General features: G+C 45.3%; 8 protein-coding genes. 3 read left to right on the top strand and 5 right to left on the bottom strand.

What is annotated here, in order from left to right:
• Positions 1–7: 7 nt before the first annotated feature.
• A complete protein-coding gene (gene glyA, locus GT360_RS03890; protein WP_164647600.1) occupies positions 8–1,258 on the bottom strand; it encodes a serine hydroxymethyltransferase in 1,251 nt (416 codons plus the stop codon).
• Positions 1,259–1,824: 566 nt separating this feature from the next.
• Here glyA and GT360_RS03885 point away from each other — a divergent pair.
• On the top strand, positions 1,825–3,978 hold the full coding sequence (locus tag GT360_RS03885; protein ID WP_239502578.1) for a bifunctional 2',3'-cyclic-nucleotide 2'-phosphodiesterase/3'-nucleotidase: 2,154 nt from the start codon (positions 1,825–1,827) through the stop codon (positions 3,976–3,978).
• 198 nt (positions 3,979–4,176) lie between these two features.
• Positions 4,177–4,776 carry a YitT family protein gene (locus tag GT360_RS03880; protein ID WP_164647599.1) on the top strand — a complete coding sequence of 200 codons (600 nt, stop codon included), beginning with the start codon at positions 4,177–4,179 and terminating at the stop codon, positions 4,774–4,776.
• 59 nt (positions 4,777–4,835) lie between these two features.
• Here the strand turns inward: GT360_RS03880 and GT360_RS03875 are convergent, their stop codons facing one another.
• Both GT360_RS03875 and GT360_RS03870 read right to left on the bottom strand, forming a co-directional pair.
• Positions 4,836–6,773, bottom strand: a complete 1,938-nt coding sequence (locus GT360_RS03875) for a hypothetical protein (protein WP_164647598.1) — start codon at positions 6,771–6,773, stop codon at positions 4,836–4,838.
• Between the two features lie 189 nt (positions 6,774–6,962).
• Positions 6,963–7,949 carry a permease gene (locus tag GT360_RS03870; protein ID WP_164647597.1) on the bottom strand — a complete coding sequence of 329 codons (987 nt, stop codon included), beginning with the start codon at positions 7,947–7,949 and terminating at the stop codon, positions 6,963–6,965.
• 170 nt (positions 7,950–8,119) lie between these two features.
• Here GT360_RS03870 and GT360_RS03865 point away from each other — a divergent pair, with 170 nt between their 5' ends.
• Positions 8,120–8,416, top strand: a complete 297-nt coding sequence (locus GT360_RS03865) for an ArsR/SmtB family transcription factor (protein ID WP_164647596.1) — start codon at positions 8,120–8,122, stop codon at positions 8,414–8,416.
• A 61-nt stretch (positions 8,417–8,477) separates the two neighbouring features.
• Here the strand turns inward: GT360_RS03865 and GT360_RS03860 are convergent, their stop codons facing one another.
• On the bottom strand, positions 8,478–10,517 hold the full coding sequence (locus GT360_RS03860; protein ID WP_164647595.1) for a methyl-accepting chemotaxis protein: 2,040 nt from the start codon (positions 10,515–10,517) through the stop codon (positions 8,478–8,480).
• A 307-nt stretch (positions 10,518–10,824) separates the two neighbouring features.
• Positions 10,825–13,935, bottom strand: a complete 3,111-nt coding sequence (gene vexH / locus GT360_RS03855; RefSeq protein ID WP_164647594.1) for a vibriobactin export RND transporter permease subunit VexH — start codon at positions 13,933–13,935, stop codon at positions 10,825–10,827.
• Between the last annotated feature and the right edge of the window lies 1 nt (position 13,936).

Here is a 13,936-nt window from a genome sequence, read left to right as displayed (position 1 = left end):
CACAAGATTAAGCGTAAACAGGTAGACGCTTACAGATTTCTAGTACTTTTGCTTTTGTCGCTTCGATCACTTCTTCGTTGGCGATGTTGTCTAGAACATCACACATCCAGTTTGCAAGCTCTGTTGCATCTGCTTCAGAGAAACCGCGGCGAGTGATCGCTGGAGAACCGACACGGATACCAGAAGTCACAAACGGGCTACGAGGATCGTTTGGCACTGAGTTTTTGTTAACCGTGATGTTCGCTGCACCCAGTGCTGCGTCAGCTTCTTTACCCGTGATGTCTTTGTCGATTAGGTCAACAAGGAACAGGTGGTTTTCAGTACCGTTCGATACGATCTTGTAACCGCGCTCTTGGAATTGAGCAACCATCGCTTTTGCGTTCTTAACGACGCGCGCTTGGTACTCTTTGAACTCTGGCTCCATCGCTTCTTTGAACGCTACCGCTTTACCCGCGATTACGTGCATTAGAGGACCACCTTGGCCACCAGGGAATACCGCTGAGTTCAGCTTCTTGTACATGTCCTCGCCTGCGTTAGACAGGATTAGACCACCACGTGGTCCCGCTAGCGTTTTGTGCGTTGTGGTTGTTACAACGTGAGCGTGAGGAACTGGTGTTGGGTATACACCAGCGGCGATAAGACCCGCGACGTGAGCCATATCAACAAATAGGTACGCGTCCACTTTGTCTGCGATTTCGCGCATGCGAGCCCAGTCTACGATTTGAGAGTAAGCAGAGAAACCACCAATGATCATCTTAGGCTTGTGCTCTAGAGCAAGCTGCTCCATCTCATCGTAGTTGATTTGGCCCGCTTCATCGATACCGTAAGGAATAACGTTGTAGTGCTTACCAGAGAAGTTTACTGGAGAGCCGTGAGTCAGGTGACCACCGTGCGCTAGGCTCATACCCAATACCGTATCGCCTGGGTTTAGAAGAGCCATGTACACCGCACTGTTTGCTTGAGAACCAGAGTGTGGCTGAACGTTCGCGTACTCACAACCGAATAGCTCGCAAGCACGATCAATCGCAAGTGCTTCTGCTTTATCTACGTACTCACAACCACCGTAGTAACGCTTGCCCGGGTAACCTTCAGCATACTTGTTTGTTAGCTGAGAACCTTGCGCTTCCATAACACGTGGGCTTGTGTAGTTCTCAGAAGCGATAAGCTCGATGTGCTCTTCTTGACGTAGAGTTTCTTCCTGGATTGCTGCGAATAGTTCCGCATCGTAATCTGCGATATTCATATCACGCTTTAACATCTGTATCTCCTGACTCAGATTTATACTGAAAGTTGCAAAAAAACAGCTCAATGACGCAACGCAAACGTTTTCGTCATCGATTTGGCGCACATTCTACATAACTTGATCTAGATCATAAAGGGCTATCTGCACAATTTGTTATGCAGTTTTCTCATACTTAACCTAAATTTTGTTCATGTTGGCAATAAGTACGCATTTACTCTGTCTCCATACTACGTTTTTGATGAATTAAATGCGATGTTGATTTCTATTTTTATGTGTTTAATTGAAGGCTTCAAAGTCTCTATTTCTCTGTCGCAGTCAACTTCGCCTACGCACGTCACTCAGCCGTCAAAATTAAATTGTGATCTTGATCAACATTTTGCGCAAACGTTTACTTTCGTTGCAATCGATTTCACGAAATAGATCACCCTTTAATTATCAAGCTTTTAGAGCAAATCAAGCCCCGCCTTCGAAACATTTGTTTACATTTATACCTCTAACTTAGTGCTTTTATTCTATGTAAGATGCGCGCGCTTTGGTCTGCAGACCATGAAACGACAACAAAATACATTAAAGGCATTTAAGTGACTTACTCATTTAAACCAAAAGCAGTGGCAGTAACTGCCCTTACGCTTGCAATTGCTGGCTGTAATAGCTCGTCTAACGACACAGATAACACCCTTTCAATGGATCTACGTTTGATGGAGACAACCGATCTTCACTCGAACATGATGCCGTACAACTACTTTCTTTCTGAAGAAGCTAACGAAGAAGCTGGCCCTCAAGCTTATGGCTTGTCACGCACCGCAACACTAATCGACCAAGCTCGCCGCGAACAGCCAAACAACATGCTGTTTGACAATGGCGACCTTATCCAAGGTAGCCCTATGGGTGATTACCTTGCTGACCTTGGCGTAGAATACTTACAAGAAGCTCTGAACGTTCACCCTGTTTACAAGGCAATGAACTACCTGAACTACGACGCTGCTAACCTAGGTAACCACGAGTTTAACTACGGTCTAGATTACCTAGCTGCTGCATCTGAAGGCGCGAATTTTCCATACGTTAATGCAAACGTTTATGAGTTCAACGATGATCTAGCTCGCTTAACTGATGAAGAATGTACTGTTGATCTAGACGATCACTTTGCGGGTAACACTGAAGAGTTCTTTGACGAGAACAAACCTTACTTCCAGCCGTTTACCATCTTAAACCGTTATTTCACGGCTGATGACGGTGAAAACTACCCGGTTAAAGTAGGTGTTATCGGTTTCACACCACCGCAGATCCTTAACTGGGATGAGCGTCACCTAAAGTGTCAAGTTCTGCTGGCTGACATCAAGATGACTGCAGAGCACTACGTACCGAAGATGCAAGCACTTGGGGCAGACATTATCGTCGCGATCCCACATTCTGGTCTAACTGGTGGTGCTAATAACAACGAGTTTCAAGAAAACGCAACTTGGCAGTTAGCTTACGTTGATGGTATTGATGCCATCATGTTTGGACACGATCATAACAACTTCCCAACTGACGCCGATGTATACGACGGTATGGAAGGTGTTGATGCTAAAAACGGTACAATTAATGGTGTGCCTGCTGTTATGCCAGGTTTCTGGGGCAACCACCTCGGTATCATTGACTTTAAACTTGAAAGCAAGGATAACGGTGAGAGCTGGAATATTGTTTCAAGCAAGCCACACCTAAAAGCATTAACTGAATCTACAGTAAGTAATGTTGAGATTGAGTTCCTAGTTAAGGGAGACCATGAAGGTACTATCGAATTCATGGGTGAAGAGATTGCGAATATCAATGACCCAATCAATAGCTTCTTTACTGCTGTAGAACCAGATATCTCTGTCCAAATTGTTAATGAAGCACAGATGGATTGGGGTATTGCACAACAAGACAGTGGTGCTCTGACAGAAAACTACCCTGTTATTTCTGTGTCTGCTCCATTCAAAGGCGGCCGTGGTGGTTCATCAGACTACACCAATATCGACGGTGGAGTGCTAACTCGTGCTAGTGTCGCTGACCTTTATGTGTTTGATAACAACACTCCAGCAATTCTTGAAATCTCAGCAGGTGATATCATCGAATGGTTAGAGTATGTTGTAGCACAACAGTATGTAACTGTGTCGAAAGAAGGTGACCGCGTTCTTGATGAAAACTTCCGTAGCTACAACTTTGACATTTTCTTTGGTGGCTTCGTAAACGAAGAAAGCCAATTAAACTACCAAATTGATGTTACACAGGATGCTCGTTACATTGTCGATAGTGAAGATGGTTCTTACGAACTTTTCGAAAAGAACCGTCGAATCAAGAACTTTACGTTTGCGGGTGAGTCATTTGATATTAACTCAGAGAAATTATTCTATGTAGTTACAAACAACTACCGTGCATCTAACTCTGATATGCCAGGCGTTAAAAATGCGAAGATTGTTCTAGAAGATGCTGCTTTTACTAACCGAGAGCTAGTAAACGACTACCTGAATGAGCTAGTAGAACAAGCAGGTGGAAGCTCTGATGAGCTAGTTACTCTTGAGTTCCTTAATGCTCATAACTTCTCACTAGTGGGTGGTGATTACCCTGTTCGCTTCCTATCTTCTCACTTGGACGCGGCAAGTGACTATGCTGATGAACACTTAGAAACAGTAACTCCAACAGACGAGTTCGGAAATGTGGGTGCAAACGAAGGTTACCGCTTCTTCGAATATCAACTGACTTCAGCTGAATAATAGTCTTCTTTATTAGACTACTAATAAAATGCCGCAACAGCGGCATTTTTTGTACCTGTAAAAAAGTGACTTTACAGCCTGTATAACAAGGCTGACAAACAGGCTTTTCATCTCTGCCCTGCCACTGTCTTTCTGACGCCTATTTCACTACTATTCGCGCTCAAATTGTGCCTCGAACTCAGTGAGATTGGATAGGAAATGGAAAAGCACACAAATAAAGAAGATTGGATTGCGATTGTTACCGGAACGTTTTTAGTTGCTCAGGGCGTGTTTTTCCTACAGAACGCCGACTTACTTACTGGTGGCACAACAGGTTTAGCGCTTTTGCTTTCACAAATCGTTCCACTGTCATTTGGTGTGCTGTACTTTAGCTGCAACATCCCTTTCTACTTGATGGCATGGCAGCGCTTTGGCCGTCGTTTTGCTATCAATAGCGCAATTTCTGGCGGGCTCGTCTCCATCTTTGCCGATCACCTGCATCTTGTCATTACAGTGGATCGCATCAACCCTGTTTACTGCGCAATTGCAGGCGGGTTATTGATGGGGTTAGGGATGCTGATTCTTTTCCGTCACCGCTCAAGCCTCGGCGGCTTCAACGTCCTGTGTCTTTTTGTTCAAGATAAGTTTGGCATTTCAGTGGGTAAAACTCAGATGGCGATTGATGCCGCGATTTTGATTGCATCAAGTCTGTTTGTTACGCCATGGGTAATTGGATTGTCAGTGCTGGGGGCGGTTATGTTGAACTTGGTGTTGGGGATGAATCATAAGACTGATAGGTATGTGGTTAGGTATTCTTAACCACATACCTTACACAGGGAAGATTTCCTTCCCTGTTTTACTTCTAATAGTTTTTTGATTTAGTCTGCCACACAAACTAGATATTGTGGATGTTGAGGCCCTTGCCCTGAGACCACCTTTCCATCTTTCATGTCAACTGTTGAGTATTCGCTACCGTCAAATGCCCAATAGTTTCGGTCAAGTGGCCAACTTCCAACCACGCCATCATGATCAGCATGCAATACCAACAACTCATCAGCAGTCACTGGCCTCCATGCACTAGCGCCATTGACATTCATGTAATTGAGATCATTACACCATCTTGAGTACTGAGTTGACTTTCCAGACGCAATATCGAAGCCCGGTGCATTATATGACGCACTACTCTGATAATCTCTAAATACACGCCCATCACCAGTGCCCTGAGTGTAGCTTAAAGCGTCCACTAAACTTTTTGATGGTGTAGAGGCATACTGAAGACCATCATGTTCGGTAACTTGTAGACAGGATATATCGTCCCAATCCGCACATATATCAACGGGAACTACCAGTACGTTGGTTTGCTCCTTGTAGTTTTGATCCTCAAATACCCACGACGCAGATATTGTAGGAGATGTTTCCCCCTCACCAAGAGTTATGTCAACAGTAACCGCACCATTGTCGTTGAGCTCCCAGTTATTGTCAGAAGATGCTTCAATATTCCAGTCAACTAACTCCGTTACATCAACTCGATCAGTACCTTCACCTGAAAATGCTAAGAGTTGAGTTACTCCACCCACATAAATTTCATCACTCTCAAGTGTCAGGTCACCAGACAAGAAACCTACTCTCACGTTAGATGACGCACTATCAACAGATGAACTCGCCGTTATCGTCGCCTCCTCACCAACAGATTTCGAAGTTACATACCCATGTACACCAGCGCTAATAGTAGCGTTGTTGGAAGTCCAACTTGATGCCTCAGTAAGATCTGAGACAACTTGCTCATTCTCATCCAACAAAAGTGCTTTGCAATACGTATGGTCGTAGAAAACGTCTTTTTCACAACGAACAACTTTTGTTTCATTGCCCGCCTCTACCGCACGTACTGTATGAGGTTTTGTATTCGTAATTTCGTCTGATGATGAATAGTAGGTCGCATTAATGTCACAACCAATGGCAACATCAGATGCATTAGCTACGCCTATTGCATCGACAGTGATTTCGGCACAAGATGACTTCCACGAGACAATCTCGGTCGCATTAATGTTGTGACTACCGGCAGTGTCACTGTTTAATGTCATCGTCGCAGTTAATTTAATTGGGCGGCCAACTGTAATGGTATTGGGTCCAGTGATTGTCATCGAAATATTGTCATCTACCGTACCTTCAACAACCTCGACTTCAAATGGTGTAATAGACTGTGTTGTGTCAAGGTATTGTGCCGAAATGGTGTCAAAGCCCACCTCCAAGAATTCTGCGACTCCATCTCGAGTAAACTCAGCATCATTGTCTGATTCCCAACCAACGAAGCTGGTAATATCCAAAGTTAGATCGTTGTCAAAGTGAGCAATTGCTTGGTAAGGTGTACTCAATCCAACTAAAGAGATTACTGGGCCTTCTGCCTCAATATTTTCTAATTGTGTGTACTCTACATCAACTAGAACATCGACGACCTCACCACCGTAAGACACGGTAACTGTTTCAGGCTCATCGGCATGGAATAGAGCAAAAAACTCACCTTTTTCAAGAAAGTATTCGCTACTAGATAGATTCTCCGTAGCCTCCCAACTTGCTTCAGTAGTAACTATCTTTGTCGATTGATCGCTATAGACAGCTGTTGCAGTGAACTGGATTGGAAACGCTGCTGGTAGTCGGTATTGATTACCGAGTTTTGTGGCATTTGTTGATTTAACCAGTAGGTTGGTCAAATGTGGTTCAGTCTCTCCTGGGCCACTTGGACCATCAGAATCACTATTACACCCAACCATCACAGCAGTGGCTAAAACAGCTGGCATCAAGACTAACTTTCTATTCATTACTTCTCCTAAACAGAGTGATTATATTTAGGAGCGGACAATACCAAAGCGGTTAATAACCTTGGGTTATAGGCATTACAACCAGGAGTTATAACTTAAGCATGTTACTGATTTAATTGAAATAGATGTAAAATTCCCAATGGAATATAAGCAATTCCACTAGGAATTTTACTAATTATCGTATTTTGACTAGGCGAAAATTTGTCCATACAGCACGCCTGCACCCGCTGCCATAGTCAAAATCACCCCCACAAACGCCACCAGCATCTGATTCTTAAAGATCGATTTCAATAGAATCAGTTCAGTCAAACTCGCACCTGCGCTGCCAATAATCAAAGCCATTACTGACCCGAGTGCCATGCCTTTTTTGACGAGAGCTGCACTCAGTGGAATCACAGCTTCTGCTCGGATGTATAGCGGAATACCAATAACTGCTGCTACAGGAATGGCATACCAAGCATTTGAGCCAGCGTATTGAGCGATAAAGTCAGTCGGGATAAAACCATAGATAAATGAGCCAATGGCGATACCTAGCATCAGATACGGCAATACTTGTTTAAAGTCTTTCCAAGTTGCCAGCCAGATCTTGCCCCAACGGTTTGTTCTCCACGTCGACACTGGTTTGTCGCTTTGACTACCAGAGCAGCAAGACATTGCTGGTTTCGGCTCATCGCCACACGATGAGTTGCTTGAAGATGCACAGCTTGGTTTAGACTCACTTTCATAGGCTTCTGGCTTGATATAGCGTTCAAAACCCAATTTCTCCAAAACATAGCCAGCCACCACAGAAACCAGCATCGCTACCATGAAATAGAACAGCGCGACTTGCCATGAGAAAGTCACCACAAACAAACCAATAATGATTGGGTTCAATAGAGGGCTCGCAAATAAGAACACCATCATTGGACCAAACCCTGCTCTCGCTCTAAGGAGTCCTTTCAAAAAAGGAATTGTTGAGCAAGAACAAAACGGAGTGATGGAGCCCATCAGCGCCGCGACCAAATAGCCTTTGCCATTTTGCGAACTCAACACTGACTGGATCTTCTCCGGTGTTAAGTAGCTTTGTAATACCCCAACCACATAACTGATGGCCAGGAAAAGTACAGTGAGTTCAGCTGCAAGAAAGACAAACATGCCGAATGCCTCTTGAGCTATATGTGCGATATCTTGATTCATGATTAACTCCTAATTGGTTAAGCATTGCGCTTATATTTCGACAATTATAGAAATATAAATTCTCACGGCAAGCTTTCATTTCGATTTTTATAGAAATAAATTTTAAGCGACTGTATTGCTTGAAATTCGCTATACTTCTGGAAACATCGAATTGGTTTGCGAGTAATGAAGTGGAACTAGAAACCGTAGCAAAAGCACTCAAAGAGCTAGGACACCCGACGCGTTTGAGCATTTATAAAAGTGTGGTTCGAGCGGGCTATCAAGGGATTGCCGTAGGCGGGTTACAGGAACAGTTAGACATTCCTGGCTCGACCCTGTCACATCATATCTCTAATCTCACTTCTGCGGGTTTACTCTCTCAACGTCGTGAGGGGCGCACGCTATACTGCGTGGCTGAATATCAGCAGCTTGATGCCGTCATTGGTTTCTTGCAAGACGAGTGCTGTGTTGACGAGAAGTGTCAGTAAAATACAACATAAAACGGCAGAAGCTCACGCACCTGCCGTTTCCTTACTTAAAGAACTCTCTTTAATTGAGTTTGTACTTGTGTAGCATTGCCTGTTGATGGCCTGCTATCTCCGCAACCTGCTCAGCGCTCTCCACCATTGAAGCAAGCTGCAAGTTGGAATTGTCACTCTGATCATTCACATGCACAATCGAACGACTCACATCTGCCGTCGCACGCTGCTGCTCTTCAGTTGCGGCAGATACATGCTCAACACGTAAACGAATCTGACTGATTGACGCTTCAATATCCTCAAACGAACTCTTGACTCTCTCGCTTGATTCGAGTGCGAACGTCATCTCTTCACGTGATTCAGAAACTGACTGACGCGAGCTCTGCGCAGCTGCCGTCAGCTCTGCCATCATTTGGCGTATATTACTGGTTTGAGCGGTGGTATCACTTGCCAGCTTACGAACTTCATCCGCCACTACGGCAAAGCCACGTCCCATATCACCTGCGCGAGCAGCTTCTATTGCCGCGTTCAGAGCCAATAAATTGGTGTTGTCGGCAATACCACTGATCAGATCAACCATCTCGCTGATTTGACCAACTTTTTCGTCCAACTGGCTCATTGAGCGCTCGTTTCGACTCAAGGTTTCCTCGAGTTGGTGTAAACGACCACGACTGTCTTCCATTGCCGCCAAACCCACCGTTGCAAACTCTTCTGCTTGCTGTGAGTTGGTGAATGACTCCGTTGTCATCGTTGCTATTTCTCTAATTGATGCCTCAAGCTCCGTGACTGTTGTCACCATGCTTTCTAGAGCACTACTCTGTGCAGACAAACTATTGCGCGTCTCCTCTGCGGCACCGTGACTGATCTCTGCCGTTTGATACAGAGTTTCACAATTTCGCGTCACCGTTTCGATAGAGGTGTGGGTTGAATCAACCACCTGATTGAGCTTGCTCGCAATATCACGAATCTCGGTCGGGCCATCAACTAAAGCCTGACCTCTAAGGTCGTGTTGTGTCAGCTTGCTTAGCTGGCTAGTGATACTTTTAAGTGAACGATTAATCCAACGACGTAAACCGAAGAACAATGAAATCACGATAACGACCAGCCCGAAGGTAGCGGAAATCAGCATTATGATATTACGCTCAATGGTACTGTTCACGACCTCTTGTCCCGCATCGATCAATTGCTCCGCGGTTTCAGAGATATTCGCCAGCAAGATCGTTGTCTCATCCGCAACGACTGCGGCTTTAATCAGGTCATCACCTTGCTTCTCCATCAGCTCTAAACGATCTAGAATCATGCGCAGCACACCATCGCCCTCAAACCCCTTTAACACCATGTCGTAAGAGGTCGTCATGCTAGCAAACTCCTTGATTTCTGGATGCCAGCTAGCAAAGTCATCAAAGGCTAGTGAAATACCTGCGATACGATTACGCATTTCACGATATTCAGATTGCGCTCGTTCCAGTTCGGTCTGCATCATCAGCGTCAAAAAAGTACTTTCCATAGAGCTAGCATTGGCAATAAAACGGCTCGCCGCATCGGACACCATTGGGTTATCACCCGCTAGAGACAAACTGATTCTATTCATCTCTGGACCAATTGAAGATAACCCATAGTGGAAGCCTGTCACTTGCTTATCTATCTGATTTTGCATCGCAATCGTTTGAGATTGCGTCGCTAAGATAGCTTGAGTAAGAGACTGAAGATCAGCAATTTTATTCGCCAACTCTGCACGCTGGTTTTTTGTTAAGACCCCACCTTGCTGCTCCGCAATGTCAAATAAGCTTTGTACGCGGATATCACTGCGTTGCGACAGCATATTGATTCGCTCGCGGGTGGCTTCTAGCTCAATTGAAGAGCTCAGTTGCGTTCCGTAGTTGAGTAACTTTAACTGCTCTAACACATCCTGTGTTAATGCTGCATTGTTCATTGCAAGTGGCATCGCACGCTCAGATAAGGTATCGAACTGAGTTTTCACTTGGTTCAGACCATTGGCACTCAGTAAGCTCAAAGCGACAAAAAAACCGATAACAAGAGTGAAAATAACACTCAATGATTGGATAAGTGAGACAGAACGGGTTGATGGGTTTCTCTTTACGTTTGACATGACACTTCCACTATGAATACGCAATTAAAGACAATTGAGCGAGTCGAAGTCATATCCAAAAATTTTCAGAAGCGAGGCTACAGAAACCGCCCTGACATAATCAGAGCTAATAGAAAAATACAACTCAATTCACTGGCGAATGATAGTAGTTGCCTAACGTGACATTTTTATTAAAGCGAGATCTGTGTAACAAAAGTGAGCGTGCTAATCCTTTGTTTATTCAGCAACAAAAGCTCCATGCACAAAAAAGCCACTGGATATTCTCAATAATACCCAATGGCTTTTACTCTGTTATTTTATCGCTGCATCAGTGCATGCTACGGCCTTTGACATCATGGTCAATTTCAATATTGAGTTCGGCTTCCACATGTCCTGGTGAACGTGTATTGACAGAAATTAGTCGATACATCGCGGGGATAACAAACAGCGTGACTAGGGTTGCGAACCCCATACCAAAGAAGATAACCGTACCCACAGCAACGCGACTTTCATACCCCGCACCCGTCGAGATAATCAGCGGGATCGCACCAGCCAATGTTGTAAATGCAGTCATCATGATCGGGCGCAAACGTCGTGCCGAAGCATCAATAATGGCTTGTTCGAACTCAATCCCTTTGTCACGAAGCTGATTGGTAAATTCAACGATCAATATGCCATTTTTCGTCACCATACCAATCAGCATGATCATACCGATCTGGCTGTAGATATTCATACCTTGAGACATCACAAACAGCCCCAAGAAACCACCAAATACCCCCATCGGCACGGTGAACATCACCACTAATGGGTTAATGAAGCTTTCAAATTGAGCCGCCAACACGAGATACGCCACCAACAAAGCAAGAGCGAACACTAATGCCACACTCGATTGGTTCTCTTTGAAGTCTTTTGACTCACCAGAATAACTCACTGAAATGTCACTCGGCAGTAGCTCTATCGCTTGGCTGTCGAGGAAATCAAGCGCCGTACCAAGTGTTGCCCCTTCCGACAAGTTCGCCGTTACGGTTACCGACTTTTGCTTGTTGTAGTGTGATAAACGGGTTGCTGACGCCACTTCTTCAATATGAGTTAGAGCATCCAAAGTGACTAGCTCACCCGAAGCAGAACGCATGTATATCTGAGATAGGTCAGCGGCGTTATTAAAGCTATTTTCATCGCCACGCAGGTACACATCGTACTCTTCACCTCGGTCTACATAGGTCGTCTCTTTCTTACCCCCGAGCATGATTTCTAACGTGCTCGAAATTTCAGACACAGCAATACCTAGCTCAGCAGCCCGTTGGCGGTCTACCGAAACGACAAGCTCTGGTGTCTTCTCAGAGTAGTCAATCTCAGCGCCCTCCATTAATGGTGAGTCTTCTGCTCTCTGCTTAAGTAGCTCCGCCCAGTCTTTGAGTTCAGAGTAATCCGAACCACCCAGTACAAACTGAACAGGTTCACTTGAACCGCCACGGAAGCCAGGCATGAATGGGAAGACACGAACATCTGGTATGCCAGCCAGCGCTTTACGAATTTCCCCAAGTGACTCCTGAGCCGTAAGGTCACGCTCGTCCCAATCATCGAGAATCATGATGACAAAGCCCGTTTGGTCACCCGCGTTACCGCCAAATGCAGGTGATTGGATACTGAATGACTTCAAGAACCCTTGCCCGAGCAGCGGCATCAAACGAGACTCAACAAGATCCATGTTGGCTGCCATACGGTTATAACTCGTCGCATCCGCTCCGCGTACAAACGCGAAGACCACACCTCGGTCTTCTGAAGGTGTCAATTGAGCCGGAACCTGCTGCATGACACCGTAGCTTCCGCCAATACAAGCAAGGATAACTAAAGGCGCGGCCCACTTAAATTTCAGCGCACGGACGAGTACCCAGCGATAACCGTTTTCAAAACGTTTGAATACGCGATCGACAAACTTGTTAAAACGATTGGGTTTCACATTAGCTTTAAGGATTTGACTACCCAGCACAGGCGTCAAAGTCAGTGCTATCAGTGACGAAAAAATCACTGCCATCGAGAGCAGAACCGAGAACTCAGTAAATAGCAGACCCACCATCCCTTCCATGAAGGAGATCGGTAGGAATACCATGACCAAAACCAAAGTCGTTGCAACAACGGCAAAGCCGACCTCTCGCGCACCTTTGTACGCCGCGAGTAAAGGCTTCTCACCACGCTCTATGTGGTGATAGATATTCTCTACTACCACAATCGCATCATCTACCACCAAACCAATGGATAAGATCAGTGCCATCAAGGTAATTAAGTTGATTGAAAATCCAAAGTAGTAAGCGGCGATAAAAGAAGAGATCAACGATACTGGTACAGTCACAGCAGGAATCAGCGTTGCACGAGCTTGGCCAATGAAGATATACAACACCAATATCACTAAACCGCCGGTGATAAACAGCGTGCTGTAGACTTCTGAAATCGATCTCTCAATGAAAATCGTTGAGTCGTAGTCAATCGCCAAACGAGTACCATCAGGCAAAAACTTCTGGATATCATCGACTTCTTTACGCACTAACTTTGCTACTTCAAGAGGGTTTGCATCCGATTGTGGAACAATCCCCATGCTTACGTTAACGACACCATCACTCTTAAAGGTAGAGTTTTCGTTCTCCGCACCGACGTAAACATCAGCGACATCTTTCAGATATATCGGCGTGTTGTCGCTCGCACGTTTGACCACAAGATAGTCAAAATCTTCAGGCGTATTGTAGGCTCGAGCCGTTCGTACCGACATGGTAATTGCGTCATTTCGCACTTCACCGCCCGGGCTTTCTAAGTTTTCGCTGCGCAGTGATTGAGTAATGTCTGTGGTCGTCACGCCTCGACCCGCCATAAGCTCAGGTTTGAGCTTCACGTACATCACTTTGTAAAGACCACCAGACAGATCCACCGATGACACACCCGATAGCAAACTAAAGCGGTCCATCAAGACACGTTCGATGTAGTCTGTGAGCTGCGTTCGGTCCATTTCCGATGAGCTCAAGTTGATGTACATCGATGCCTCGCCGGAACCATTGTTTTTGAACACAATCGGGTCATCCGCCTCCTCTGGTAGCGAGCGCTGCGCTCGAGCTACTGCATCACGAACATCACTGACTCCAGTGTTGAGGTCATACCCTAATTCAAAAGTAATCGTGATGCGTGACATACCGTTTCGGGTAGTGGACGAGATTTCATCGATACCGCTAATACCAGAGAGCTGGTCTTCTAAAACAGTGGTAATTTGCGATTCAATGATGGTGGCTGATGCACCTTCATAACGAGAAGAGATAGTCACGACCGGGTTTTCGATATCCGGCATTTCGCGTACAGCAAGCTTAGTGAAAGAGACAAAACCAAATACACAGAGCAGCAAACTCAGAACGATCGCTGCGACTGGGCGTTTTACGGAAACATCAGATAACCACATT

Source organism: Vibrio astriarenae, from assembly GCF_010587385.1.
In the GTDB taxonomy this organism is placed as follows: domain Bacteria; phylum Pseudomonadota; class Gammaproteobacteria; order Enterobacterales; family Vibrionaceae; genus Vibrio; species Vibrio astriarenae.
Note: the sequence above shows the minus strand (reverse complement) of the source record. Positions and strands in the feature narration are given on the sequence as shown.

Bases quoted from the DNA above. Each gene is read 5' to 3' on its own strand.
- GT360_RS03875 (WP_164647598.1), bottom strand. From the start codon at position 6,773: ATGAATAGAAAGTTAGTCTTGATGCCAGCTGTTTTAGCCACTGCTGTG.
- vexH (WP_164647594.1), bottom strand. From the start codon at position 13,935: ATGTGGTTATCTGATGTTTCCGTAAAACGCCCAGTCGCAGCGATCGTT.
- GT360_RS03880 (WP_164647599.1), top strand. From the start codon at position 4,177: ATGGAAAAGCACACAAATAAAGAAGATTGGATTGCGATTGTTACCGGA.
- glyA (WP_164647600.1), bottom strand. From the start codon at position 1,258: ATGTTAAAGCGTGATATGAATATCGCAGATTACGATGCGGAACTATTC.
- GT360_RS03870 (WP_164647597.1), bottom strand. From the start codon at position 7,949: ATGAATCAAGATATCGCACATATAGCTCAAGAGGCATTCGGCATGTTT.
- GT360_RS03860 (WP_164647595.1), bottom strand. From the start codon at position 10,517: ATGTCAAACGTAAAGAGAAACCCATCAACCCGTTCTGTCTCACTTATC.